The 26,333-nt window shown below is 72.8% G+C and carries 23 protein-coding genes; 17 read left to right on the top strand and 6 right to left on the bottom strand.

Annotated elements, in window-relative coordinates; translation table 11 throughout:
* Positions 1–226: 226 nt before the first annotated feature.
* Complete coding sequence (locus ACFY0I_RS33805) at positions 227–2,071, bottom strand: ABC transporter ATP-binding protein (protein WP_388902997.1); 1,845 nt, start codon at positions 2,069–2,071, stop codon at positions 227–229.
* A gap of 71 nt (positions 2,072–2,142) precedes the next feature.
* Positions 2,143–3,840, bottom strand: coding sequence for an ABC transporter ATP-binding protein (locus ACFY0I_RS33810; protein ID WP_388902943.1), 1,698 nt, complete (start codon positions 3,838–3,840; stop codon positions 2,143–2,145).
* A 229-nt stretch (positions 3,841–4,069) separates the two neighbouring features.
* Between ACFY0I_RS33810 and ACFY0I_RS33815 the strand changes: the two genes are divergently transcribed.
* The 6 genes from ACFY0I_RS33815 (at position 4,070) to ACFY0I_RS33840 (ending at position 10,179) form a co-directional block, all read left to right on the top strand.
* On the top strand, positions 4,070–5,137 hold the full coding sequence (locus ACFY0I_RS33815; RefSeq protein ID WP_388903000.1) for a FecCD family ABC transporter permease: 1,068 nt from the start codon (positions 4,070–4,072) through the stop codon (positions 5,135–5,137).
* Entirely contained in the window at positions 5,134–6,231 is a 1,098-nt protein-coding gene (locus ACFY0I_RS33820; protein ID WP_388902944.1) for a FecCD family ABC transporter permease, read from the top strand. Before ACFY0I_RS33815 ends, ACFY0I_RS33820 begins: the two co-directional genes overlap by 4 nt.
* Positions 6,228–7,079: an ABC transporter ATP-binding protein gene (locus ACFY0I_RS33825; RefSeq protein ID WP_388902947.1), complete on the top strand. Its 852-nt coding sequence runs from the start codon at positions 6,228–6,230 to the stop codon at positions 7,077–7,079. The genes ACFY0I_RS33820 and ACFY0I_RS33825 overlap by 4 nt, the downstream gene beginning before the upstream one ends.
* A 13-nt stretch (positions 7,080–7,092) precedes the next feature.
* Entirely contained in the window at positions 7,093–8,673 is a 1,581-nt protein-coding gene (locus ACFY0I_RS33830) for an amidohydrolase (protein WP_388902949.1), read from the top strand.
* An 87-nt stretch (positions 8,674–8,760) separates the two neighbouring features.
* Entirely contained in the window at positions 8,761–9,474 is a 714-nt protein-coding gene (locus tag ACFY0I_RS33835) for a hypothetical protein (RefSeq protein ID WP_388902952.1), read from the top strand.
* Between the two features lie 180 nt (positions 9,475–9,654).
* Positions 9,655–10,179: a GNAT family N-acetyltransferase gene (locus ACFY0I_RS33840; RefSeq protein WP_388902954.1), complete on the top strand. Its 525-nt coding sequence runs from the start codon at positions 9,655–9,657 to the stop codon at positions 10,177–10,179.
* Positions 10,180–10,253: 74 nt separating this feature from the next.
* Here ACFY0I_RS33840 and ACFY0I_RS33845 read toward each other — a convergent pair whose 3' ends face one another.
* The 4 genes from ACFY0I_RS33845 to argC form a co-directional block, all read right to left on the bottom strand.
* Positions 10,254–11,426, bottom strand: coding sequence for an acetylornithine transaminase (locus ACFY0I_RS33845; RefSeq protein WP_388902957.1), 1,173 nt, complete (start codon positions 11,424–11,426; stop codon positions 10,254–10,256).
* Positions 11,423–12,313, bottom strand: coding sequence for an acetylglutamate kinase (gene argB / locus ACFY0I_RS33850; protein WP_388903002.1), 891 nt, complete (start codon positions 12,311–12,313; stop codon positions 11,423–11,425). Before argB ends, ACFY0I_RS33845 begins: the two co-directional genes overlap by 4 nt.
* 149 nt (positions 12,314–12,462) lie before the next feature.
* The gene (gene argJ, locus ACFY0I_RS33855; RefSeq protein ID WP_388902958.1) at positions 12,463–13,614 is read right to left on the bottom strand and encodes a bifunctional glutamate N-acetyltransferase/amino-acid acetyltransferase ArgJ; all 1,152 of its coding nucleotides are present in this window, start codon (positions 13,612–13,614) and stop codon (positions 12,463–12,465) included.
* Positions 13,611–14,645, bottom strand: coding sequence for an N-acetyl-gamma-glutamyl-phosphate reductase (gene argC, locus ACFY0I_RS33860; RefSeq protein WP_388902961.1), 1,035 nt, complete (start codon positions 14,643–14,645; stop codon positions 13,611–13,613). Before argC ends, argJ begins: the two co-directional genes overlap by 4 nt.
* Before the next feature lie 409 nt (positions 14,646–15,054).
* Here argC and ACFY0I_RS33865 point away from each other — a divergent pair, with 409 nt between their 5' ends.
* From ACFY0I_RS33865 to ACFY0I_RS33915, 11 genes are all read left to right on the top strand, one after another.
* Positions 15,055–16,515, top strand: coding sequence for an MFS transporter (locus ACFY0I_RS33865; RefSeq protein WP_388902963.1), 1,461 nt, complete (start codon positions 15,055–15,057; stop codon positions 16,513–16,515).
* Between the two features lie 176 nt (positions 16,516–16,691).
* Positions 16,692–17,876, top strand: coding sequence for a trans-sulfuration enzyme family protein (locus ACFY0I_RS33870; RefSeq protein ID WP_388902965.1), 1,185 nt, complete (start codon positions 16,692–16,694; stop codon positions 17,874–17,876).
* Between the two features lie 99 nt (positions 17,877–17,975).
* Positions 17,976–18,491, top strand: coding sequence for a MaoC family dehydratase (locus ACFY0I_RS33875; RefSeq protein WP_388902967.1), 516 nt, complete (start codon positions 17,976–17,978; stop codon positions 18,489–18,491).
* 71 nt (positions 18,492–18,562) lie between these two features.
* Positions 18,563–19,402: a class I SAM-dependent methyltransferase gene (locus ACFY0I_RS33880; protein WP_388902968.1), complete on the top strand. Its 840-nt coding sequence runs from the start codon at positions 18,563–18,565 to the stop codon at positions 19,400–19,402.
* The gene (locus ACFY0I_RS33885) at positions 19,399–20,445 is read left to right on the top strand and encodes a class I SAM-dependent methyltransferase (RefSeq protein WP_388902971.1); all 1,047 of its coding nucleotides are present in this window, start codon (positions 19,399–19,401) and stop codon (positions 20,443–20,445) included. The genes ACFY0I_RS33880 and ACFY0I_RS33885 overlap by 4 nt, the downstream gene beginning before the upstream one ends.
* Before the next feature lie 55 nt (positions 20,446–20,500).
* Entirely contained in the window at positions 20,501–21,394 is an 894-nt protein-coding gene (locus ACFY0I_RS33890; protein ID WP_388902973.1) for a diiron oxygenase, read from the top strand.
* 32 nt (positions 21,395–21,426) lie between these two features.
* Positions 21,427–22,287, top strand: a complete 861-nt coding sequence (locus ACFY0I_RS33895) for a hypothetical protein (protein ID WP_388902976.1) — start codon at positions 21,427–21,429, stop codon at positions 22,285–22,287.
* A gap of 1 nt (position 22,288) precedes the next feature.
* Entirely contained in the window at positions 22,289–23,131 is an 843-nt protein-coding gene (locus ACFY0I_RS33900) for a 4'-phosphopantetheinyl transferase superfamily protein (RefSeq protein WP_388902978.1), read from the top strand.
* Positions 23,128–24,351 carry a methionine adenosyltransferase gene (gene metK / locus ACFY0I_RS33905; RefSeq protein WP_388902981.1) on the top strand — a complete coding sequence of 408 codons (1,224 nt, stop codon included), beginning with the start codon at positions 23,128–23,130 and terminating at the stop codon, positions 24,349–24,351. The genes ACFY0I_RS33900 and metK overlap by 4 nt, the downstream gene beginning before the upstream one ends.
* Before the next feature lies 1 nt (position 24,352).
* The gene (locus ACFY0I_RS33910; protein ID WP_388902984.1) at positions 24,353–25,336 is read left to right on the top strand and encodes a carbohydrate kinase family protein; all 984 of its coding nucleotides are present in this window, start codon (positions 24,353–24,355) and stop codon (positions 25,334–25,336) included.
* On the top strand, positions 25,333–26,333 hold a 1,001-nt coding region (locus tag ACFY0I_RS33915; protein ID WP_388902987.1), incomplete at its 3' end, for a homocysteine S-methyltransferase family protein. The genes ACFY0I_RS33910 and ACFY0I_RS33915, both read left to right, overlap by 4 nt.

A 26,333-nucleotide genomic window follows, 5' to 3' on the forward strand; every position in this document is an offset into this window, starting at 1 on the left:
CGGTCCCCGCCTCTGCGCCCGCGGCGGCGGGGCCGGCCTGCGGGGTGCCGCACTGTCGGACCCCGGGTTCCGGTAGTGGGTCGGGGCGCGGGGCCCCGGATGACCGGCACCGGCACCGGCACCCGTACCGTCCCCGGCGCGGGTACGGAAAACGCCGCGCGTCCTTCCCGGGGAAAGGGACGCGCGGCGTTCGGGGTTCCGCCCGGGGGCTGCCGGCCCCGGTGGGTCAGGGGGTCGGCGCGGCCGGTGCCGACGGCGTCACGGGCTTCCTCGGCGCGGGCGGCGCAGCGGCGTCCCCGGGCTCCCGGCGGCTGGCGGACCAGGCCTCCCAGAGGTCGGCGTAGCGCCCGCCCGCGGCGACGAGTTCGTCGTGCGTGCCGGTCTCGACGACCCGCCCCTGGTCGAGGACCACGATCCGGTCGGCGGTCGCGGCCTGCGGGAGCCGGTGCGCGACCATCAGGCCGGTGCGCCCCTCAAGGGCCCGCAGGGCCGCCGTCTCCAGGACCCGGGCGCCGGCGCTGCCCGCGTCGGCGGTGGCCTCGTCCAGGATCGCCACCGGCGGGTCGGCGAGGACCAGCCGGGCCAGGGCCAGGTGCTGGGCCTGGGTGACGGTGAGTCGGTGCCCGCCCTCGCCGACCACGGTGGCGAGGCCCTCGGGCAGCGCGAGCGCCCAGTCCAGGGCGCCCACCCGGTCGAGGGCCGCCCGCAGTTCCTCGTCGGTGGCCTCCGGCCGGGCCAGCCGCATGTCCTCGGCCAGCGGCCCGGCGAACACGTGGACCTCCTGGCTGATCAGCGTCACCGTCCGGCGGATCCCGGCGGGACCCAGCTCCCGGGCGTCGACGCCGCCGAGGAGGATCGAGCCGCCGGACGGCTCGTGCACGCCGGCGATGAGCTTCGCGAGGGTGGTCTTGCCGGCGCCGCTCGCGCCGACGAGGGCGACCCGTTCGCCGCTGCGGACCTCCAGGTCGACCTCGCGCAGGACGGGGTGCCCCGACACGTACGCGTGGCTCAGCGCGCGGACCGTGACGGAACCGTCGGCGGGCGTGCCCGGCTCCCGCGGTTCGCGCTCGGCGGGCAGCTCGGACACGCCGACCAGGCGGGCCAGGCTCGCACCGGCGGACTGCGCCTCGTCGATGAGGAAGAGCGCGGCGTTGACCGGGTTGAAGAGGCTGTGGAAGTACAGGGCGGCCGCGGTGGCCGTGCCGATGCTGACGGATCCGTTGTCGACCAGGTGGAAGCCGGTGACGAGGACGGCCGCCAGGCCGATGAACTCGGCGAGGTTCAGCCGGGAGAAGAAGCCGGACACGAGACGGATGCCGCGCAGCGCGAGGTCGACGGCCTCCCGGGACCGCTGCTCCAGCAACTGGGCGTGCGTGCCTCCGAGGCGGAACGCGCGGACGGTACGGACGCCGCCGATGCTGTCGAGGAGCTGGTGCTGGAGCGCCCCGGTGGCCACGCGGTGTCGGGCGTACACGGACGAGGCGCGGGGGATGTACCAGCGCACGGACAGGATGTGGACGGGTACGGCGAGCAGGACCGCGGCGAGGAACCGCCAGTCGAGCACGGCCAGTCCGGCCAGGGTCAGCACGATGGTGAGCAGGGCGCCCGCGAACTCGGGCAGGGCCTGACGCACGGCCCGCGCGATGACGGTGACGTCGCCGGTCACCCGCGAGGTCAGGTCGCCGGAACCGGCCCGCTCGACGCGCTCCAGGGGCAGCCGCAGGGCCCGGGCGATGAAACGTTCCCGCAGGTTCGCGAGGATCGTCTCGCCGAGCCGGGCGACGAGGGAGCTGCCGATCGCGGTGGCGACGCCGCGGGCCGCCGCGACGACGAGGAGCAGGACCATCGGCACGGTCAGCGACGCGGCCCCCCGCTGGTCGACGACGAGGTCGACGATGCGCCCGAGCAGCGGGGCGGTCAGCAGGCCGATGCCCGTTCCGAGGACGAGGACGGCCAGCGCCGACACGGCCAGCAGGCGGTGGCCGCGCAGCAGGGTGCGCAGCACGGCGAAGGTCCGGGCGCCGGTCGCCGTGGGCAGCAGTTCGCGATCCGCCGTGGTGGATCCGCTCATCGTCCGTCCTTCGTTCTCCGCGTCCGCGTGGTCCGGGCGCGCTCCGGCGCCGGCCTTCTGGTTCGTGTCGGTCATGCCAGCACCGTCGCGCGGTAGGCACCGTCCGCGGTGACCAGGTCCTGGTGGAGGCCCTCCGCGGTGACGGATCCCTCGTCCAGGACGACGACCCGGTCGGTCGCGGCGAGGAGCGCGGGGCTCGTGGTGACCAGGAAGGTGGTGCGGCCGGGCCGCAGTTGCTTCAGGCGGGCCGCGATGCGGGACTCGGTGACGGTGTCGACGGCGGTCGTCGGGTCGTGGACGACGAGTACGGGCGGGTCGGCGGCCAGGGCGCGGGCCAGTGCGACGCGTTGGCGCTGTCCGCCGGAGAGGGAGCGGCCGCGCTCGGTGAGCGGGGTGTCCACGCCCCGGGGCAGCGAGCGGGCGACGTCGTCCGCGGTGGAGGCGGCCAGGGCCGGACCGGGGTCGGCCGTCCCGTCGGCCGCGCCCGCCCGTACGTTGTCGAGCAGGCTGCCCTCGAACAGGTCGGCGTCGTGGTGGGCGACGAGGATCGCCCGGCGGGCGTCGTCGGGGTCGAGGTCGGTCAGCGCGATGCCGTCGAGCTCGATCACCCCTTCGTCGGGGTCCGATTCGCGGCCCAGGCACAGCAGCAGGTCGTTGGCGACGGCCGGGTCCTTCGCGACGACACCGATCAGGCTCCCGGGGGCGACGTCGAGGTCGAGGCCGCGCAGCGCCCCGTACGAGACGCCGCTGAGGCGCACCCGACCGGCGACGGGCGTGGGGAGCGCGGCCGTTCCGGCGGTGACGGCGGGCGGTGCGGCGAGCACCTCGGCGATCCGCTCGGCGGAGGCGCGGCCCTGGGCGAACTCGCCGTTGACGTAGGTGAGGAGCTGGAACGGTCCCAGGAGGTACTGGGCGAGGCCGACGGCCGCGACGAGTTCGCCCACGCTGATCGAGCCCCGCATCGCGAGGTGCGCGCCGACGAGTCCGATGATCGCGATGAAGATGCCGGTCAGGGCGAGGATCGCGCCGTCGTGCCAGGCCCGGCTGCCGGCGGCGCGCAGCGCGGCGACGAGGGAGTCCCGGCTGGTGCGCTCGTACCGGGAGACCGCGGCGCCCTCGGCTCCGATGCCCTTGAGGACGCGCAGGCCGGCGACGAGGTCGGCGGCGACGCCCGAGGCGTGCGCGGCGCGGTCCTGTTCGACCTCGCTGCGCCGTTCCAGGGGGCGGCTGATGAGGTGGCCGAGCCACAGCAGGGGCGGGACGCCGAGGAGGATCAGCAGGCCCAGCGGCACCGAGATGCGCAGCAGGGCGACGGCGCTGATGACGAGGCCGGCGGCCCCCGACAGGGCGTACGTCATCGCGGCGGCGGTCGCGCCGACGCGGGTCGCGTCACCGGTGGCGATGGCGGTCAGGGCGCCGGGCAGCCGACCCTTGTCGGCGCCGCCGCGCGGGTCGAGCACCTTCCTGCCGAGGGTGAGGCGCAGGCCGTGGCCCGCGTATTCGGCGGATCCGTCGGTGATCCTCGCGGAGATCCGGTAGCAGGTCGACAGGATGAGGAAGAGGCCGGCGAGGACGATCAGCCAGCGCAGCAGGGCCCCGGAGGATCCCGTGGCCACGGCCTGGTCGATGATGATCCCGATGACGACGGGGACCAGGGCCTCGCAGCCCTGGTGGGTCATGCCGAGGGCGGACGCCGTCGCGATGCGGCGGCGTTGGCCGCCGATCGCTTGCCGGAGGACTTGGCTCCCGGTAGGTCCTCCGTCGAGCATGTGTTCCTCCGGCAAATATGAGAATGATCAAATAGTTAGGTAAGGCTACCTTAAACAAGCCGCGCGGCGGGGTGCTGTCCAGCCGCTGCCCCCTATGTGCCGATTGCCTCATCCGTCCACGCGTTGACCTGGTCCGGAGGGTTCGCTTAGGCTCACCTAAGTATCATGTCGTCGGTTCATCACCTTTCGCTCGTCGCCGGCTAACTGCCGCCAGGGGGAGTAGTAGTTGTTGTCGGTCGAAGCCCGGGCGGAACCGGGAACCGGGGCCAAGGGCCACGTCGCACCACCCAAGTCGCGGTCCGTGACGGCGGCGCGGGGCGCCGGTCTCGTCGTCGGGCTCGCCGCGCTCCTCCTGGTCTCGCTGCTCAGCGTGTGGGTCGGCACCAAGGGCATCCCGTTCTCCGCCACGTGGAACGTGCTCTGGAACCCCGACGGGTCGCAGGCCTCGGTCATCATCCACGAGTACCGGATCCCCCGTACCCTCCTCGGACTCGTCGTCGGCCTGGCCCTCGGTCTGTCCGGCGCGCTCATGCAGGCGCTGACCCGCAACCCGCTCGCGGACCCCGGTCTGCTCGGCGTCAGCCTCGGCGCCTCCACCGGCGTGGTCGTCGCGATCTCGTTCCTCGGCATCGGCACGGCCCTGGGCTACGTGTGGTTCGCGTTCGCCGGGGCCGCCATCGCCTCGGTGGTGGTCTACCTGCTCGGATCCTCCGGGCGGAGCCTGGCCACGCCCGACCGGCTGGTCGTCGCGGGAGCCGCCGTCACGGCGGTGCTCACCGCCTTCAACACGGCCGTCCTGCTCCTCGACCCGCAGGCCTTCAACCAGTTCAGGTTCTGGACGGTGGGCGCCCTCGCGGGCCGCAACCTCGACTTCGTGTACCTGATCCTGCCCTTCGTCGTCGTCGGACTGTTCATCGCCCTCGGGATCGCCCCCGCCCTCAACGCCCTCGGCATGGGCGAGGACGTGGGTCGCGCCCTCGGCGTGAACATCACCCGCACCCGCGCCCTGGGCGCCGTCGCCGTGATGCTGCTCTGCGGCGCCGCGACCGCCGCCGCCGGGCCGATCGGCTTCGTGGGCCTGGCGGTTCCGCACGTGGCCCGGTTCGTGGTCGGCCCCGACCAGCGCTGGGTACTGGCGTACTCCATGCTGATCGCGCCCGTCCTGCTGATCGGAGCGGACGTACTGGGCCGGGTGCTCGGGGCGCCCGGCGAGATCCAGGTCGGCATCGTCACCGCGTTCCTCGGCGCACCGCTGTTCATCGCGCTGTGCCGCCGCCGAAAGTTGGTCATGCTGTGAGTGCCGCACCCGAGGCCGAGGCCTCCGCCGCCCCCACCACCCCCACGCCCCGCATCGTCACCGGTAGCGTCCTGCGCACCCGGGGCGGACGCCTCTCGCTGCGGGTCCAGGGCCGCAGCGTGGCCGTCACCCTGATCCTGCTGGCCCTGCTCCTGACGGTCATGACGATCAGCCTGACGACCGGTGACTTCAGCCTGTCCGTCGGCGAGGTGCTCGGAGCCCTCTTCGGCGACGGCGGCGGCGCCGCCGACTTCGTCGTCAACACGTTGCGCATGCCCCGGCTGCTGACCGCCCTGTGCGTCGGCGCGGCCCTCGCCGTCAGCGGGGCCATCCTGCAGAGCCTGACCAACAACCCGCTGGGCAGCCCCGACATCATCGGCTTCACCAACGGATCGGCGACCGGCGCGCTCGTCGTCATCGTCGTGACGCACGGCAGCATGACCCAGATCGCCCTCGGCGCCCTGGTCGGCGGGCTCGCCACGGCCGCCGTCATGTACCTGCTGCTCCTCGGCAGCGGCATGCAGGGCTTCCGGCTCATCGTCATCGGCATCGGGGTGAGCGCCCTGCTGCTCGCCTTCAACTCCTACCTGCTCACCCGGGCGACCTGGCAGGAGGCCCTGGAGGCCCAGGCCTGGCTCATCGGCAGCCTCGGCAACCGCGGCTGGGAACACGCCAACACCATCGTCATCGCCGTCGCCGTCCTCCTCCCGCTCGCCCTGCTGTTCGCCCGCCGGCTCTCCATGGTGGAGATGGGCGACACCACGGCCACGGCGCTGGGCGTCAACGTCGGCGCGACCCGGACCGCGCTCCTCGTCATCAGTGTCGCCCTGGCGGCCTTCGCCACCGCGGTCACCGGACCCATCTGGTTCGTCGCGCTCGCGGCGCCCCAACTGGCCCGCAAGCTGTCCCGGTCGTCCGGACCGGCCCTGATGCCGTCCGCCGCCATGGGCGCCGTCCTGCTGGCCGGCAGCGACCTCGCCGTCCAGCGAATCTTTTCCCCCGCCCTCCTGCCGGTGGGCACGGCGACCGGCACCGTCGGCGGGTTGTACCTGATCTGGCTGCTGGTCATGGAGTCACGAAAGAGCCGCGCATGAGTGCTGAGAACGTCCCCACCGCCCGCCTCAGGGCCGAGGACCTGACGCTGACCTATGACCAGCGGACGGTGGCCACCTCCCTGGACGTGGTCATACCCGACCACTCCTTCACGGTGATCATCGGCCCCAACGCCTGCGGCAAGTCCACCCTGCTCAAGGCACTCGCACGGATGATCAAACCGAAGACGGGCGAGGTCTACCTCGACGGGGCCGCGATCTCCACCTACCGCTCCCGCGAGGTCGCGCGCCGGCTCGGCCTGCTCCCGCAGACCTCCACCGCGCCCGGCGGCATCACGGTCGGCGACCTCGTCGCCCGCGGCCGCTATCCGCACCAGAAGCTGCTCAAGCAGTGGTCCGCCGAGGACGAGGCCGCCGTCGCGGAGGCCATGCGCCAGACCGGCGTCCTCGAACTCGCCGAGCGGCCCGTCGACGACCTGTCGGGCGGCCAGCGCCAGCGCGTCTGGCTGTCCATGGTGCTGGCGCAGCAGACCTCCATCCTGCTGCTCGACGAGCCGACCACCTTCCTCGACATCGCCCACCAGGTCGAGGTGCTCGACCTGTGCGCCGAACTGCACGAGCGCAAGGGACAGACCATCGTCGCGGTGCTCCACGACCTCAACCAGGCCTGCCGCTACGCCACGCACCTCATCGTGATGAAGCCGGGAGGCATCATCGCCGCCGAGGGCGACCCCGCGACGATCATGACCGCCGATCTCATCCAGGACGTGTTCGGCCTCTCCTGCCGGATCATCGACGACCCGGAGACCGGAACGCCCCTGATGGTGCCCGCGGCCCGCAAACGAGTCGGCACGGCCGCCGGAGCCCCGGTGGCCGAACTCCTCCAGTGACGGACGGACCACCATGCTCTGCACGAGGCTGACGAACGCCAACATCCTCACGATGGACCCGGACCACCCCGTGGCCCACGACCTGGGGATCTGGCACGGCCGGATCGTCGGCCTGGACGACGCGGTGACCGGACTCCCCGCCCGCGAGGTCATCGACCTCCAGGGCGCCACCGTCCTGCCGGGGTTCATCGACAGCCACGTGCACCTGGCCTGGACCGGGCTGAAGGCCGCCACCCCGAGCGTCGCGGGCCTCACGCGGATCGACGACGTCCTCGCCGTCGTCGCGGAAGCCGTCTCCGGCCGGAACGAGCCCGGCTCCTGGGTGGACATCGCCGGGTACGACCAGCGGGCGCTCGGACGGCACCTGACCGCGGCCGAACTCGACCGGGTCGGCGCGGGCCACCAGGTGTTCCTGATGCACGAGTCCGGGCACGCCTGCGTCGTCAACACCGCGGTGCTCGACCGGCTCCCGGCGGGCGTCCCCCACGAGGACGGCTTCCTCGCCGAGGGCGCCATGAGCGCCGCCCGGGCCCTGCGGCCCCCGTACTCCCAGCGGGAACTCGCCGACGCCATCGAGCGCGCCGGTCGGACCTGCCTCGCCGAGGGCGTCACCGCCTGCGCGGAGGCGGGCATCGGCGGCGGCCTCCTCGGCCACAGCCCCGTCGAACTCGGCGCCTACCAACTCCTGCGCGACGAGGGCCGGCTGCCCCTGCGCGTCCAGCTCATGGCGGCCGCCGACACCCTGCGCCCCGTCACCACACCGGACGCCGACGGCATCCCCCGCGCGCTCGGCCTCGGCATGCGCACCGGCTTCGGCGACGACTGGCTCTCCCTGGGCGCGCTCAAGGTCTACACCGACGGCGGCATGATGGCCCGCACCGCCGCCCTCACCAGGCCGTACGAGGGCACGGAACACCTCGGGCAGCTCCAGGGCGACCCGCAGCGGCTGTTGGACACCATCGTGGACGGTCACCTCGCCGGATGGCAGCTCGCCGTCCATGCCATCGGCGACCGCGCCGCCGACCTCGCGCTGGAGGGGATCGAGCGCGCGCAGCGCCTGCGGCCGCGCCCCGGGGCCCGGCACCGCGTCGAACACGCGGGCCTGATCCGGCCCGACCAACTGCCGCGCTTCGCCCGGCTCGGGGTGGCCGCCGTCGTCCAGCCGAACTTCCTCCACTCCTTCGGGGACGACTACTCCGCCATCATGGGCGAGGAGCGGGCGCCCTGGATGTACCGCGGCAAGGGCTTCCTGGACCACGGCGTCACCCTCGTCGGCAGCTCCGACCGGCCCGTCACGGACGGATCCCCGCTGCGGGCGATCCAGTTCATGGTCGAACGGGCCTCCTCGACGGGCCTGCCCGTCGGGCCGGACGAGGGCATCACCGTCGACCAGGCGCTGCACGCGTACACGGTCGCCGGCGGGTACGCCTGCCACTGGGACGACAGCGCGGGCAGCCTCACCGCCGGCAAGCGCGCCGACCTGGTGGTGCTGGGCGACGACCCGCGCCGCGTCGACGCCTCGGTCGTCGGCGACATCCAGGTGGTGGCCACGTTCGTGGACGGGGCGCGGACGCCCGAGTCGAAGGCGCTGTAGGTCAGTTCGGTTCCGCCCGCTCGGAAAATCCACCCGTCCACCCGCATCCCACCTAGGTTAGGCTTACCTAAACATGGGGGTGCTGGGATGCAGGAGCAGGTGCGACGCCGAGCGCAGCAGGACGAGTGGGCCGACGAGGTCGTGGCCTGCTTGGGGTCCCGGGAAGAGATGGAACGCGCGCTGCGCGAGGCGCTGAGCCGGACGCCCAGTCAGCGTGAAGAAACGATTGCCCGTATGGCGGACGCCCTGCGCGGCGCGGCGCAGGGGCTGTCCGTCCCCGGCTGCGCGGCGGCCGCCGGAGTCCCCGAACGCATCCTGCGCGAGTGGTTGGAGATCGACGCCGCCTTCGCCGGGGCGCTGCGCGCCGCGCACGCCCTCGCGGAGGCCCACGGGTTGCGCCCGGGGGCCGAGCCGACGCCCGCCGCGCTCCATCTCCTGCTCGACGCGATACGCAAGGGCGCGGCCTGGCCCGCCGCGGCGAGCCTCGTCGGCATCTCCATCCGCGGCTTCAACCGCCTGCGCTCCGAGGCGCCGCAGGTCGGGGCTCTGATCGCGGCCGCCCAGCGGGCCCGGCCGACGCGGACCGCCCCGGGTGGGAGGCGTCGAGTCGCCAAGGCCGGGAGCGGTCGGACCGGTTACCGGATCGTCCAGCTCGACGACCCGGTGCTCTCGCCGGGCGGCCGGCCCGACCCGGGCGTCGGGGCGGGTGGCTCCGGTGCGGGAGGCCTCGCGGCGGGGGAGTTCGGGGTGGGGGAGTTCGGGGTGGGCGAGGGTGCGCCTGGGGCGCGCCGGGACGCGTGACGCCCCGGGGCGTGGGGTGCGGCGCCGTTCGCCGGCAACCGCGTTGACCGGTCGGCGCGGAGGGGCGCCCCGGGTTTTGCCTCCTACTTAAGTAAGGCTAACCTTGGTTGCGTGGTTCCGGGGTGGTGCGGTGAACGAGCCGCCCTCCGTTCGCGCCGGCGCCGTATGGAAAGGGAACCCTTGATCACGCTCGCCTCGCGGACCGCCCCCCGGTCCGATCGTGCCGCTCTGCCCGACGCCTTCCCCGTACGCTCCGCGCACTCCGGGGACGCCGCCGCCCTCGCGACCCTGTCCCGGCCGTTCGTCCGCTCGGGAGCCCTGCGGGCGCGCCCCCTCTCCCTGTACGTCGCGGACGCCGCCGACTTCCTCGTGGCGGACGCCCCCGACGGAACGCTCCGGGGTTGTCTGGCCCTACGGGTCCACCCCGCCGCGGCGGGCACCGGCCGCGGCGCCTCGGGCGTCCTCTACAACTTCTGCGTCGCCCCCGGCAGCCAGGGCCGCGGACTGGGCGCCGGGCTGCTGACCGCCGCGCTGGCCAGGGCCGACTCCCACGCGCTGAGCGCCCTGTTCACCGCGACGACGGGCGGCGGCGAGCTGTTCCGCCGCCACGGCTTCGCCCCGGCCCACGTCGCCGCCGCCCCGCCGGCCTGGGTGGACTCCCTGTCCCCCGACCGCAATGCGCGGATCCTCACCCGCTCGCTCTAGACCGTGCCGACAGGGGCATGGCCCGCGGGGCGCTTCCGCGGGCCGCTTCCGGCCGTGCCCGGAGGGCATCCGCCTCAGGCGTCGAGGATCCCCGGGAGGGCCGCCAGCAGGGCGTCCACCTGGGACTCGGGGACGGTCAGCGCCGGAGCGAGCCGTACGGTCGCGGGTCCGGCGGCATTGACGAGGAACCCCGCGTCCTGCGCCGCCCGCTGCACGCGCGGGGCGACCGGCCCGCTCAGGCCGATGCCCACCAGCAGCCCCGCGCCCCGGACTTCGGTCACCAGCGGATGCCCCAGCGCCCGGATGCCGCGTCGGAGCCGCTCGCCCTGCCGCGTCACGTGCGCGAGCAGGTCCTCGGACTCGATGGCCTCCAGGACCGCGAGCCCGGCCGCGCAGGACGCGGGGCCACCGCCGAAGGTCGACCCGTGCTGACCGGGCGTCAACAGGTCTGCCGCCGCGCCGAAGGCGATCGTCGCACCGATCGGCAGACCACCGCCGAGCCCCTTGGCCAGGAGCACCACGTCGGGGTCGACGCCGTCCAGTGCCTGATGGGCGAACCAGTGGCCGGTGCGGCCGATCCCGGTCTGGACCTCGTCCAGCACCAGCAGCGTCCCGGTCGCCCGGGTGATCTCGCGAGCCGCCCGCAGGTAGCCCTCGGGCGCCACGATGACACCGGCCTCGCCCTGCACCGGCTCCAGGAACAACGCCGCCGTCTCCTCGGTGACCGCGGCCCGCAACGCCTCGACGTCGCCGTACGGTACGTGGGACACCCCGCCGGGCAGCGGCAGGAAGGGCTCGCGCTTGCCGGGCTGCCCGGTGAGGGCGAGCGCGCCCATGGTGCGGCCGTGGAAGCCGCCCTCGGCGGCGACCACACCGCCGCGCCCCGTGCGCCGGGCGATCTTGAACGCGGCTTCGACGGCCTCCGTACCGGAGTTGGCGAAGAAGACCCGCCCGGGCCGACCCAGCAGCCCCACCAGGCGCTCCGCGAGCGCGACCCCGGGCTCGGAGACGAAGAGGTTGGAGACGTGCCCCAGCGTCGAGAGCTGACGGGTGACGGCCGACACCACGGCGGGGTGGGCGTGGCCCAGGGTGTTCACGGCGATCCCGCCGGTGAAATCGGCGTAGGCCCGCCCGTCCTCGTCCCACACCGTGCTGCCCTCGCCGCGGACCAGAGCCAGCGGCGGGGTGCCGTAGTTGTCCATCATCACCGCGCGCCAGCGGCCGGTCAGGTCGTTGTCGAGGGTCACGCGGTGCTCGCCTTCTGGTCCGTCCGCCCAGGGTGCGCCTGCCGCGGGTCCTTCGTCTCCCGGTACGTCCGGTCCGGGCCCGTCCGGTCCGGGCCGGTCCGCTCGGGGTCCGTCTCCCGCGGGTCCGGGACCACGGTGGTGCCGTGGACCTCGGCGGGCGCGACGCCCCGCAGCACGGAGTGCGGCACCCGGCCGTCCAGTACGTGCGCCGTGCGCACGCCCGCCCGGACGGCGCGCAGGCAGCCCTCCATCTTGGGGAGCATCCCGCTGGACAGCTCCGGCATCAGCTTCTCCACGCCCTCGGCCGTCAGGCGCTCGATCACGTCGGTGCTGTGCGGCCAGTTCGCGTAGACCCCCTCGACGTCGGTCAGCATCAGCAGCTTCTCCGCGTCGAGGGCGACGGCCAACGCCGAGGCCGCGAGGTCCGCGTTGATGTTGTAGACCTGCCCGTCCGCGCCGCGGGCCACGGGGGAGACGACGGGGATGCGGCCCCGGTCCAGGAGCGCCCGGATGGTGTCCGCGTCCACGTCGACGATGTCGCCGACCAGCCCGATGTCGACGGGTTCGCCGTCGACCCAGGCGGCCCGCCGTACGGCGGTCATGGTGTGCGCGTCCTCGCCCGACATGCCGACCGCGAGGGGCCCGTGGGCGTTGATCAGCCCCACCAACTCCCGCTGCACCCGGCCCGTCAGCACCATCCGCACCACGTCCATGACGTCCGGAGTGGTCACCCGCAGGCCCGCCTCGAAGCGGACCTCCAGGTCGAGCCGGTCGAGCATGCGGCTGATCTGCGGGCCGCCGCCGTGCACGACGACCGGGAACAGGCCGGCGCGCCGCAGCCGTACGACGTCCTCGGCGAACGTGGCCTTGAGTTCCTCGTCGACCATGGCGTTGCCGCCGAACTTGATGACGACGGTCCGGCCGCGGAGCCGCTCCAGGAGAGCCGGATCGTGCAGGTCCGCATCCGAGCCGGCGGTGACCGGCTCCGGGCGCGGGGGCGCGGGGACGCGTGACTTCATCGGTGTGCCCGTTCCGCTCATGAGCTGTACGCGCTGTTCTCGTGGACGTACTCGGCGGTCAGGTCGTTGGTCCACACGGTGGCGGACGTCTCGCCGGCGCGCAGGTCGATCGTGATCACGATCTCGCGGGCGGACATGTCGACCTTGTCGCGGGACTCGCCGGCGGCGCCGTCCCGGCACACCCATACGCCGTTGATGGCCACGTCCAGGCGGTCGGGGTCGAAGGCCGCGTCCGTCGTGCCGATCGCCGACAGGACCCGGCCCCAGTTGGGGTCCTCGCCGTGCAGGGCGCACTTGAGCAGGTTGTTGCGCGCGACGGAGCGGGCCACCGTCACCGCGTCGGACTCGCGGGCCGCGCCGACGACGGCCACCTCGATCTCCTTCGAGGCGCCCTCCGCGTCCGCGACCAACTGCCGCGCGAGGTCCAGGCACACGGTGTGCACGACACGGGTGAAGTCGGCCTGGTCGGGCGTCACTTCGCAGGCGCCCGAGGCCAGCAGGAGCACGGTGTCGTTCGTGGACATGCAGCCGTCGGAGTCGACCCGGTCGAAGGTGGTGCGTACGGCGTCCCGCAGGGCGGAGTCGAGGACCTCCGCCGTGACGTCGGCGTCCGTGGTGAGGACGACGAGCATGGTGGCGAGGCCGGGCGCGAGCATGCCCGCGCCCTTCGCCATGCCGCCCACGGTCCAGCCCGCTCCGTGCGCCACCGCCGTCTTGTGGACGGAGTCCGTCGTCTTGATCGCGACCGCCGCGTCCTCGCCCCCCTCGGGCGTCAGTCGTGCGGCGGCGGCGCCGATCCCCTCGGTGATCCGGTCCATGGGCAGTCGGACGCCGATGAGCCCGGTCGAGCACACCGCGACCTCCCGCGGGTCCACGCCCAGGGCATCGGCCGTCAGCTCGGCCGTCACCCGGGTGTCCTCGGCGCCGGCGGGCCCCGTACAGGCGTTGGCGCCACCGGAGTTCAGTACGACGGCCGATATCCGACCGTCGGCCAGGACCTCCCGCGACCAGCGGACGGGAGCCGCCTGGACGCGGTTGGAGGTGAAGACGCCGGCGGCCGCCCGCGACGGGCCGCGGTTCACCACCAGGGCGAGGTCGGGAGCACCGGATTCCTTGATCCCGGCGGCCACGCCGCTCGCGTCGAATCCCTGTGCGGCGGTCACGGTCACGGAGCGACTCCATTCGTCGGCAGGCCCTGCGTTTCCGGCAGGCCGAGGGCGACATTCATGCTCTGCACCGCGCCACCCGCGGTGCCCTTCGTGAGGTTGTCGATGGCGCTCACGGCGATCAGACGGCCGGCGTCCTCGTCCACCACGACCTGCACCTGCGCGCTGTTGGACCCGAGCACGGCGCCGGTCCGCGGCCACTGTCCGGCCGGCAGCAGCCGGACGAAGGGCTCGCCGGCGTACGCGCCCTCGTACGCGGCCCGCGCCTCCCGCGTCCCGGCGGCGGAGCCGGGACGCAGCCGCGCCGAGCAGGTGGCGAGGATGCCGCGCGGCATCGGCGCGAGCGTCGGGGTGAACGAGACGCTCACGCGCCCGCCCGCCAGCCGGGACAGGTTCTGGGTCAGCTCCGGGGTGTGCCGGTGGCCGCCGCCGACGCCGTACGGGCTCATCGAGCCCATCAGTTCGGAGCCGAGGAGGTGCGCTTTGGCGGCGCGGCCCGCGCCCGAGGCGCCGCTCGCCGCGACGATCACGGCCTCCGGCTCGATCAGGCCCGCGGCGAAGGCGGGGTACATCGCCAGGGTCACCGCGGTCGGGAAGCAGCCCGGTACGGCGATCCGGTTCGCGCCCTTGAGCGCGTCCCGCGCGCCCGGGAGCTCGGGAAGCCCGTACGGCCAGGTCCCGGCGTGTTCCGAACCGTAGAACCGGCGCCATGCGGCGGCGTCCTCCAGCCGGAAGTCGGCGCCGCAGTCCACGATCAGCACGCCCGGGTCCAACTGTTCGGCGAGCGCGGCCGATTCGCCGTGCGGCAGGGCCAGGAACACCACGTCGTGTCCCTGGAGGGACTCCGCGGAGGTCTCCGCCAGCACCCGGTCCGCGAGGGCGGGCAGGTGCGGCTGCACCGCCCCGAGCCTGCGTCCCGCGCTGCTGTGCGCGGCCACCGCGCCGATCTCGACGCCGGGGTGCGTCACGAGCAGCCGCAGGATCTCCCCTCCGGCGTACCCGCTGGCCCCGGCCACCGCGACCCGTACCGTCATGTTCTTCGTCCCTCTTCGTGCCTGCTCGGTGCCGGGCGCGGGACCCGGCGGGGATGCTTGATGGGCTGTCACGCGTGCCTGCCGCCCGCCGTCCGGCGGGCCGTACGACGGCTCGGCGCCACCACGGTGGGCGCCTACCGTGACGGCCGGCGCACCGGTATCCACCCGGCGGATGAATTTTAGCTAAGCCTAACCTAACCTCACGCCCCCGGAAGCGGCGGACGGTGGTGGAGGTGCCGCAAATGCCGGACTCCTGATGGTTCGAACTCCCCGGCGGAGCGCCCGGATCCAAGCCTGCGAGACCTTGGCTCGAACGCCGTTCCTGCTTGCTTACATACCCCCCATGGGTATGCTACGTTGCTCCGCGAAGGTACCCCCCAGGGGTATAGGGCAGAGGAGGGTCAGGGCAATGTCAACCGTCAATCCCCGGCGCTGGTGGGCACTTGGCGTGCTTGCCACCGCACAGTTCATGGTGATCATGGACACCTCGATCATCGGAGTCGCGCTCCCCGAGATGCAGAAGGACCTCGGCTTCTCGCAGGGCGAGTTGCAGTGGGTCTTCAACGCCTACGTCATCGTCTTCGCCGGGTTACTCCTGCTGGGCGGCCGGCTCTCCGACCTGTTCGGGGCACGCAGGATCTTCGCGGCCGGCTGGGTCACGATGGTCATCGGATCGGTGCTCGCCGCCGCGGCGCAGAACGCGGCGGTCGAGATCGCCGGCCGCGCCGTGCAGGGCGTCGGTGGCGCGCTGATCGCACCGTCGGCCATGACCCTGCTCATGATCCTCTTCGGGCACAACCCGAAGGAACTCGGCAAGGCGATGGCCCTCTACGGGGCCGCCGCACCCGCCGGCGGAACCGCGGGCGTGTTCCTCGGTGGCGTGTTCACCGAATGGATGAGCTGGCCGTGGGTGTTCATCATCTACGTCCCGATCGGCGTCGCGACCCTCGCCGCCACCAAGCTGCTGCCCGCCGTCCAGGCCCGCCGCGGTTCCGTGGACGTCCTCGGCGCCGTCGCCGTCACCGCCGGACTCGCGCTCGCCGTCTTCGCGGTCGTCCGGGCCCCCGAGGTCGGCTGGGGCGCCACCGCCACCGTGCTGGAGCTGGTCGCCGCAGCCGCCCTGCTGGCGCTGTTCCTCGTGATCCAGCGGACCGTCCGCGAGCCGCTCATGCCGCTCGGCGTCTGGCGGATCCCGCGCCTGGGATCGGCCAACCTCGCGATGACGCTCCTCGGCGCCGCCTGGATCCCCATGTGGTACTTCCTCAACCTCTACCTCCAGCAGGTCCTCGACTACGGCGCCTTCGCCTCCGGCGCGGCCCTGCTCCCCATGACCATCCTGCTGATGATCTTCATGACGGCGATCACCTCCCGCCTCATGGGCCGGTTCGGAGCCAAACCGCTGATCGCGGGTGGCCTGCTGCTCCTCGCCGCCGGCCTGGTCTGGCTGTCCGCCGTCGAGCCGACCGGCTCCTTCCTGGTCGACGTCCTGCCCGCCTCGCTCGTCGCCGCGCTCGGCATGGCCCTCGCCTACATCCCGGCGATGATCGCTGCGATGTCCGGCGCCCCACAGGAGCAGGCCGGTCTGGCCTCGGGCATCGTCAACACCACCTACAACGTGGGCTCCGCCCTGGGTCTGGCCGCCCTCACCGCTCTCGCCACCACCCAGGGCGCCGGCGAACTGGGCAACCTGCCCGCCCTCACCGACGGCTTCAGCGCCGCGTTCCTCGGCGCCGCCGGCATCGCCGCCGCCGGCGCGGTGGTCACGCTCCTGCTGATGAAGGGCGACAAGTCGCCCGCCGCACCCGCTTCCTCCGACACCGACGCCGGCGCCGGCGCCCCCGCGTCGCGCACCGAGGCCGCGAAGGTGTGACGTCCGGGACCCGTCCCGCACGCACCCAAGGGGCCGCCCGACGTCCTTCCCGGACGTCGGGCGGCCCCTTTGCCGTACCGGGATCCGTGCCGTACCGGGATCCGCACGTCGCCCCGGTACGGGAGGACCGACCCCCGGGTACCCCCACCCGATGTCCGACCGAAGGAGACCGCCCTATGAGGGACATCCGCACCCGCGCCGTGCACGTCGTGAACGAGCCCGCCGCCGGCCCGAGCAGACCGCTGTCCGTGCCGCTCGTCCAGTCGTCCGCCTTCGCCTTCGACTCCGCCGACGAACTGGCGCACGCGATGGCGGGCCCCGACGGGGCGTACGTCTACGGCCGCCGCGGCAACCCGACCGTACGGGCCCTGGAGCAGACCCTCGCCGGTCTGGAGGGCGGCGCCTCGGCCATCGCCTTCGCCTCCGGCATGGGCGCCATCAGCGGCGTCCTGCTCGCGCTGCTGCGCCCCGGCGACCAGGTCATCGCGCAGCGGTGCCTGTACGGGGGCACGTACGCGGCGCTGAACGACCTCGCGGAGCGCCACGGCATCGAGGTCGTCCACATCGACGGCGACGGGCCGCAGGAGTTCGAGGAGCTCGCCGGACCGCGCACCCGGCTGCTCCTGCTGGAGACCATCGCCAATCCGACCGGCCGGGTCCCCGACCTGCCGGGCCTGCTGGCCGCGGCCCGGCGGCGCGGGGTGACCAGCGCCGTCGACAACTCCCTCGCCTCGCCCGTCCTGTGCCGCCCGATCGAGTTCGGCGCCGACATCGTGCTCCACTCCACGACCAAGTACCTGGCCGGGCACTCCGACGTCCTCGGCGGCGCCGCCGTCTTCGCCGACGACGCCCTGCGCCGCGAGGTGTGGCCGCGCACCGTCGAACTCGGCGCCTGCGCCGATCCGTTCGCCGCCTGGCTGACGCTGCGCGGCATCGCCACGCTGCCCCTGCGGATGCGCGAGCACTGCGCGAACGCGGGTCTGCTCGCCGAGCGGCTCGCCGCCCACCCCGCCGTGGGCGCCGTCCACTGGCCGTGGCTGGGAACCCACCCCTCGTACGCCACCGCCAGGGCCGTGCTCTCCGGTGGCGGCGGGTTGCTTTCGTTCGAGCTGGAGGGCGGCCGGGAGGCCGGTCGCGCCTTCGTCGAGGGCGTCCGGGTGGCACGGCTCGCGCTGTCCCTGGGCGGCGTCGAGACGCTGGTGACGCACCCGGCGTCCACCTCCCACCGCGAGCTGGACGAAGGGGCGTTGGCGGCGGCCGGCATCGGCTCCGGCCTGGTGCGGATGTCGGTGGGGATCGAGGCCCCCGAGGACCTGTGGCAGGACGTGGAGCAGGCCCTGCGGCGGGCCCTTCCGCGATAACAGCCGATTCGGTCTTCTTTTGGGTTGACAAAATAAAAGGCCGATTCGTAGATTGGTTCACGCCAGAGAAACACTCCTCTACGTCAAGGGGGGCGCGTGATGCGCTACTTCGAGGACTTCCGGACCGGTGACGTCCACGAGCTGGGCACCATCACCGTCACCGCCGACGAGGTGCTGGAGTTCGGGAAGCGCTTCGACCCGCAGCCCTTCCACACCGACCCGGGCCTCGCAGCCCAGAGCGCGTTCGGCGGTCTCATCGCCAGCGGCTGGCACAGCGCCTCGATGTTCATGCGCCGCTACGTCGACGGGCTCCTCGCCTACAGCGCCTGTACCGGCTCGCCCGGCGTCGACGAGATCCGCTACCTCAGGCCCGTACGCCCCGGCGACGTGCTCACGGCACGCGTCGAGATCCTCGGGTCCCGGCCCTCGCCGTTCAACCCGACCACCGGCGTCGTCCAGCCCAGGTGCACGCTCGTGGACCACGAGGGCAGGGTCGTGTTCAGCATGATCCTCCACAGCATCTTCCGGCGGCGGCCCGCCGAGTCCGACGCCGACCACCCCGCCTCGTCCTGCGCGGCGGAGGACCCGGTCGCCTGCGTGCGCTCCGTGGCCTGACCCGGCCGGTACGGGACACCCGAGCCCGTCACCGCCCCCACCCTGTCCGCCGAAGTGAAGGGAGACCTCCCGTGGAGGCCGTATCCCGCACCGCCCAGTGGACCGCCGCAGCGCGGGCCCTGGAGACCGACCGCGAGGACCGGCTGTTCGCCGATCCGTACGCGCGCACCGTCGCCGACACCATCGGCTTCGAACTGCTGGAGCGCTACGCGGGGGCCGGCACCGTGCCGTTCCTCGCGATCCGCACCACCTACCTGGACCGGGCCATCGTCCGCGCCGTCGAGGAGCACGGCATCCGCCAGGTCGTCTTCCTCGCCGCCGGCATGGACACCCGCTTCTACCGGCTGCCGTGGCCCGACGGGATCACCGTCTACGAACTCGACCGCCCCGCGCTCCTCGAGGCCAAGGCCGACATGCTGGCCGCCGAACCCGACCCGGCCGGCCGCACCCGCGTCACCGTCCCCGTCGACCTCACCCAGGACTGGACCGGCCCCCTCGCCGCGGCGGGCTGGCGCGCCGACGAACCGGTGCTGTGGATCGTCGAAGGGCTGCTCTTCTTCCTCCCCGAGGACGCCGTCCGCAACCTGATCTCCACGCTCGCCGGGCACTCCGCCCCGGGGTCGGTCCTCCTCGGCGACGTCATCAGCGCATCCGCCCTGAACAATCCGCTGTCCCGGCCCTTCCTGAACTCCCTCAAGGAGGACGGGAACCCGTGGCTGTTCGGTACGGAGACCCCCGAGCAGCTCCTCGCCGAATGCGGCTGGGCCGTACGGGAGGTCCGCCAGCCCGGTGAGCCCGGAGCCGACTTCGGCCGCTGGCCCTACCCCGTCCCGGCGCGCGCCGTCCCGCGCGTCCCGCGTTCCTTCCTGTTCACCTGCGACCTCCCGACCCTTGAGGTGAGAGCGGCATGACCGGCACCCAGGACTTCCACCAGCGCGTCATCAGCGACGCCGGCGCCGCCGTACGCGGCCTCACCGTCGCCCTCGGCGAACGGCTCGGCCTGTACCGCGCCCTCGCCGAGGCCGGCCCGCTGACCCCGGCCGCCCTCGCCGAACGCACCGGCATCGACGCGCGCTACGCCGAGGAGTGGCTGCACGCCCAGCTGAGCGCCGGGTACGTCGAACGCCACACCGGCGACGACACGTACACGCTGCCCGCCGACCACGCCCCCGTGCTCGCCGATCCGAACGCCGTCACCTACGCCGCCGGGTTCTTCACCGCCCTCAAGGCCCTCTACGGCACCGAGGACCTCCTCGTCGACGCGTACCGCTCCGGCGACGGCGTCGGCTGGGCCGAGCACGACCCGGCCCTCGACACCGGCATGGGCAGCTTCTTCCAGCCCACCTACGAGCACCGCCTCGTCCCCGACTGGCTGCCCGCCCTCGAAGGCGTCACCGGCAAGCTCGCCGCCGGCGGCACCGTGGCCGACGTCGGCTGCGGCGTCGGCCACACCACCCTGCTGATCGCGAAGGCCTTCCCGCAGGCGACCGTCCACGGCTTCGACTACTCCGAGGAAGCCATCTCCCTCGCCCGGCAGCTCGCCGAGGAAGCCGGGCTGTCCGACCGGGTCGTCTTCGAGGTCGCGTCCGCCGACGACTACCCGGGCACCGGCTACGACCTCGTCACCTTCTTCAACGCCCTCCACGACATGGGCGACCCCGTCTCCGCCGCCCAGCACGTCCACAAGTCCCTGGACGCCGACGGCACCTGGATGCTCGTCGAGTCCAACGTGTCGCCCGCCGACATCGACACCCAGACCCCCGCCGCCCGCATGTTCATGGCACTGTCCGCCGTGATGTGCCTGCCCGTGGCCGTCGCCCAGCGCGGCCCCCACGCCCTCGGCAACCACTCCGGCGAGCAGGCCTTCCGCGCCATCGCCGAAGAGGCCGGCTTCACCCGCTGGCGCCGCGCGACGGAAACCCCCGTCAACGCCGTCTACGAAGTCCGGCCGTAGGCCCCGCCCCCCGATGGGCGGCGCGACGCCCCCACCACCACACCGAGGAGACACCATGGGCGTCAGCGCCCCCCTGCCGGTCACCGACCGCTTCCTGGAAGTCCTGGACCGGCTCAGCTCCCGTTCCATCGAGGAGTACTACAACCCGTACCAGCAGTTCGACTGGCCCGAGAAGCTCGAAGAGGGTCGGATGTGGATGACCCCCGAGCTGCTCACGGTCCACGGCACCCCGTTCTACGACGAGTTCGACGAGCAGACCCTCCAGCGGCTGTCCAAGTGGGAGAGCATCAACTTCTACAGCCTCAACGTGCACGGCATCCGCGAACTGCTCATCGAGGTCGTCGGGCGGATCCACATGCCCGGCTTCGAGGTGCCCTCCGACTTCTTCCACCACTTCATCGGTGAGGAGAACGAACACATGTGGTTCTTCGCCGAGTTCTGCCGCCGCTACGGAGACAAGATCTACGGCTCGACGGCCCTGCGCGCCGACTCCGCCTGGGAGCCGGAGGTGGAGAACTTCCTCGTCTTCGCCCGCATCCTGTTCTTCGAGGAGCTCGTCGACCACTACAACACCCGGATGGCCCGCGACACTTCGCTCTGCCACACCATCCGCGAGGTCAACCGCATCCACCACCAGGACGAGTCCCGGCACATCGCCTTCGGCCGCGAACTCGTCTCCCTGCTCTTCACCCGGATGCGCGAAGCCGTCCCCGCCGCCCGGGTCGCCGAGGTCGAGGCCTACCTCAAGCGGTACGTGGTCTACAGCGTCAACTCCCTCTACAACCCGCACGTCTACCGCGACGCCGGCATCGCCGACCCGATCGGTCTGCGCAACGCGCTGGTCGCCGACGAGCGCCGCCGTCCCTTCGAACGCAAGACCATCCGCAAGCCCCTCGGCTTCTTCCTGAAGACCGGGATCTTCACGGACGACGTACTGCCCGTCGTCTGAGAGGGCCGACCGCCGCCCGAGAGGTGACCCCCATGACCGTCACGACCACCGCGAGCGCCACGGACACGCAGGGCCTGCCGTCGCTCGGCCCCGAGGGAACCGCCCTGCTGCGACTCCTCGACGACACCTTCGAAGGCTGGGGCGTACGAGCGGGAGCCCGCGCCATGACGATGCCCCCGCTGCTCCCCGCCGCCGACCTGGCCCGGCTCGACTACTACGACAACTTCCCCCACCAGGCCGTCGTGGCCGCGCCCCTCAACCTGGACGTCCGGGAGACCAGCGAGTTCTGTACGGACTCCGGCTGCTTCCCCTGCGATGCCCTCGAACCGGCCGCGCTCGGCCTGCCGTCCGCGGCCTGCTACGCCGTCTACATCGACCACCAGGGCCGACCGGCCGCCGACGACGAACTCGTCACCGTGGTCGGCTGGTGCTTCCGCAAGGAAGCGCACTACGAGGGCCTGCGCCGGCAACTCGGCTTCCGCATGAGGGAGATCGTCGCCATCGGCTCCCGCGAACACGCCGAGGCACACCTGGCCTCCTTCACCGGCCGGATCACCGCCTTCGCCCGGGCCCTGGACCTGCCGCTGCGCCGGGAAGCCGCCTGCGACCCGTTCTTCGACAAGGGCAGCTCCAAGGCGGTGCTCCAGCGCCTGACCCCGGTCAAGCACGAGTTCCTGTACGAGGACCTCGCCATCGCCTCGGTCAACACCCACCGCAACTTCTTCGGCGACCGCTGCGACATCCCCCTCGCCTCCGGAGCCGGCCCGGCCTTCACCAGCTGCGTCGCCTTCGGCCTGGAGCGCTGGCTGTCCGCGCTCACCCGCCGCCACGGCAGCTGGGAAGCGGCGACCGCCGCGGTCCTGCGCGCGAACGCGGCCGGGCCGGCGATCTGACGTGCCGACCCGACCCGTCGCCGCCCCGCCGGCGGGCGGCCTGGGCTGGGCGAACCTCGGCATGGACATCGTGTCCGTCACCCGTGTCCGCCGGCTGCTCGCCGCCTACGGCGAGGACTTCTTCCAGCGCATGCTCACCCCCGGCGAACTCGCCGACTGCCGCACCTCCATCAGGCTCGACGTCCTGGGCCTGTGCGGGCGGATCGCCGCCAAGGAGGCGGCCTTCAAGACACTGCGCGACCGGACCGCCGCGTTCCTGCCCTGGCTGGACATCGTCGTCCGGCGCTCCGAGGGCGGCTGGCCGCTCGTGGAGTTCCACGGGGCGGCGGCCGCGATGGCCGCCGCGTCGGGCATCGCCGGCGTTCGCGTCTCCATCAGCCACGACGTGGACTACGCGGTGGCCATCGCCGCCCCGGTCCCGGTGGCCCTACCGCCCGGACACCCCGCACCGCCCGTGCAGCTCGCGTCGCCCGATCCGCTGGGCCCGTGCCGGGCCGCGAACGGGAACGCGGACGGCACCGGGAACGCAACCGCATCCCCGGCCGCTCCCGCGGCCGGCACCGAAACCGTGCACCGCACTTCAAGGAGAGACACCATGTCCGAAGGTCTGCTGTTCATGAAGAACTGGCTCCTCGCCCGCCACGAGGACCTCGACGACATCGCTTCCGACCTGGACCTCATCGAGCACCGACTGATCGACTCGCTGTCCTTCGTCGAGTTCGTCTTCCTGCTGGAGCAGCACAGCGGCCGCGCGATCCAGCTGGAGACCCTGGAGGTCGACGAGATCCGCACCCTCGACGCCATCCAGGCCAACTTCTTCTCCGTCCAGGTGGCGCGGGCATGAGCCGCCGCCTGTTCACCTCGGAGTCCGTGACCGAGGGTCACCCCGACAAGATCGCTGACCAGATCAGCGACACGATCCTCGACGCGCTCCTCACCGAGGACCCCACCTCGCGCGTGGCCGTGGAGACGCTGATCACGACCGGTCTCGTGCACATCGCGGGCGAGGTGACGACGAAGGCGTACGCGCCGATCGCGCAGCTCGTCCGCGCGAAGATCCTGGACATCGGCTACGACTCCTCGAAGAAGGGCTTCGACGGCGCCTCCTGCGGCGTCTCGGTGTCCATCGGCGCGCAGTCCCCGGACATCGCGCAGGGCGTCGACACCGCCTACGAGAAGCGGGTCGAGGGTGCCGCCGCGGGTGAGGAGGGCGACGAGCTCGACAAGCAGGGCGCCGGCGACCAGGGCCTGATGTTCGGCTACGCCTGCGACGAGACGCCCGAGCTGATGCCGTTGCCGATCCACATCGCGCACCGGCTCTCGCGGCGGCTGACGGAGGTCCGCAAGGAGGGGATCGTTCCCTACCTGCGTCCCGACGGCAAGACGCAGGTCACCATCGAGTACGACGGGGACAAGGCGGTCCGCCTCGACACCGTCGTCGTGTCCTCGCAGCACGCCGCGGACATCGACCTGGACGCGCTGTTGACGCCGGACGTGCGCACGTTCGTCGTGGAGCACGTGCTGGCCCAGCTGGCCGAGGACGGCATCAAGCTGGACACCGAGGGCTACCGGCTGCTGGTGAACCCGACCGGTCGCTTCGAGATCGGCGGCCCGATGGGCGACGCCGGCCTCACCGGCCGCAAGATCATCATCGACACCTACGGCGGCATGGCCCGCCACGGCGGCGGCGCCTTCTCCGGCAAGGACCCGTCCAAGGTGGACCGCTCGGCCGCGTACGCGATGCGCTGGGTCGCCAAGAACGTGGTCGCCGCCGGTCTGGCCTCGCGCTGCGAGGTCCAGGTCGCGTACGCGATCGGCAAGGCCGAGCCCGTGGGCCTGTTCGTGGAGACCTTCGGCACCGCCAAGGTCGACGTCCAGAAGATCGAGGACGCCATCGGCCAGGTCTTCGACCTGCGCCCGGCCGCCATCATCCGCGACCTGGACCTGCTGCGCCCGATCTACGCGCAGACCGCCGCGTACGGCCACTTCGGCCGCGAGCTCCCCGACTTCACCTGGGAGCGCACCGACCGCGTCGACGCCCTGCGCAAGGCCACCGGGGTCTGACATGCGCATCGCTGTCACGGGATCCATCGCGACCGATCATCTGATGACCTTCCCCGGCCGGTTCGCGGAGCAACTGCTCGCGGACCGGCTGGACCGGGTCTCCCTGTCGTTCCTCGCCGACAGCCTGGATGTGCGACGGGGCGGGGTGGCGGCGAACATCGCGTTCGGCCTGGGCGTACTGGGCCTGCACCCGCTGCTGGTGGGCGCGGTCGGAGCGGACTTCGAACCGTACCGGGTGTGGCTCAAGGACCATGGGGTCGACACCGACGCCGTCCACGTGAGCGGAACCCGGCACACCGCCCGCTTCGTCTGCACCACCGACCGGGAACAGAACCAGATCGCCACCTTCTACCCGGGCGCCATGGCCGAAGCCCGCGAGATCGACCTGCGGGAGGTCGTCACCCGCTGCGGACGTCCCGACCTGGTGCTCGTCTCACCGGACGACCCCGAGGCCATGCTCCGCCACACCGCGAACTGCCGCACGCTCGGCCTCCCGTTCGCCTCCGACCCCTCGCAGCAGCTGGCCCGGCTGACCAGGGCCGAAGTGCGGGAACTGATCGACGGCGCGCTCCGCCTGTTCACCAACGAGTACGAATCCGCCCTGCTCTGCGAGCGGGCCGGACTCACCGAGGAGCAGGTCCTCGGGCGGGTCGGCTCCTGGGTCACCACCCACGGCGAGGCCGGCGTACGCATCCGGGCCATCGACCGGGCGCCGCTGACCGTACCCGCGGTCGAGGTCGCCGACGTCGTCGACCCCACCGGAGTCGGCGACGCCTTCCGCGCCGGGTTCCTCGCCGGAACGGCGTGGGGCGTCCCCGAGCGGTACGCGGCCCAGCTCGGCTGCGCCGTGGCGGCGACCGTACTCGACCATGCCGGCACCCAGGAATACCGCCTGTCCCGCGACGCGCTGCTGGACCGGCTCGGTACCGCCTACGGGCCGGCGACCCGGACAGAACTCTCCGCACACCTGAGGGGGATGCGATGAGACCGTCCTTGCGCGACGAGTTCGCCACCCGCGTGGTCGTCGCCGACGGCGCGATGGGCACGATGCTCCAGGACGCCGACCCGACGATGGACGACTTCCTCGGCCTGGAGGGCTGCAACGAGATCCTCAACGTCACCCGCCCCGACATCGTGCGCTCCGTGCACGACGCGTACTTCGCGGTCGGCGTGGACTGCGTGGAGACGAACACCTTCGGCACGAACCTGGCCGCCCTCGCCGAGTACGGAGTGGAGGAACGCCTCTACGAGCTCGCCGAGGCGGGCGCCCGGATCGCCCGCGCATCCGCCGACGCCTTCACGGCACGGGACGGCCGGCACCGCTGGGTCCTCGGCTCCATGGGCCCCGGCACCAAGCTGCCCACCCTCGGCCACGTCGGGTACGAGCCGCTGCGCGAGGCCTACCAGCAGAACGCCGAAGGCCTCATCCACGGCGGCGCGGACGCCCTCCTCGTGGAAACCTCCCAGGACCTGCTCCAGACGAAGGCCGCCGTCATCGGCGCCCGCCGCGCACTGGACTGGTGCGGGAGGTCGGACCTGCCCCTGATCGTGCAGGTCACCGTCGAAGCGACCGGCGCGATGCTGCTGGGCTCGGAGATCGGCGCGGCGTTGACGGCGTTGGAGCCGTTGGGGATCGACATGATCGGCCTGAACTGCGCGACGGGTCCCGCCGAGATGAGCGAGCACCTGCGCCACCTGGCGCGCAACGCGCGCATCCCGCTGTCCTGCATGCCGAACGCCGGCCTGCCCGTCCTGACCAAGCAGGGCGCGCACTATCCGCTGTCGGCCCCCGAGCTGGCGGACGCGCAGGAGACCTTCGTCCGCGAGTACGGGCTGTCCCTGGTCGGTGGCTGCTGCGGTACGACGCCGGAGCATCTGCGGCAGGTCGTGGAGCGGGTGCGGGGGACGGCTGTCACCGAGCGGAGCCCGCTGCCGGAGCCGGGGGCGGCGTCGCTGTACCAGACGGTGCCGTTCCGGCAGGA

The sequence above is a fragment of the Streptomyces sp. NPDC001568 genome, from assembly GCF_042893755.1.
In the GTDB taxonomy this organism is placed as follows: domain Bacteria; phylum Actinomycetota; class Actinomycetes; order Streptomycetales; family Streptomycetaceae; genus Streptomyces.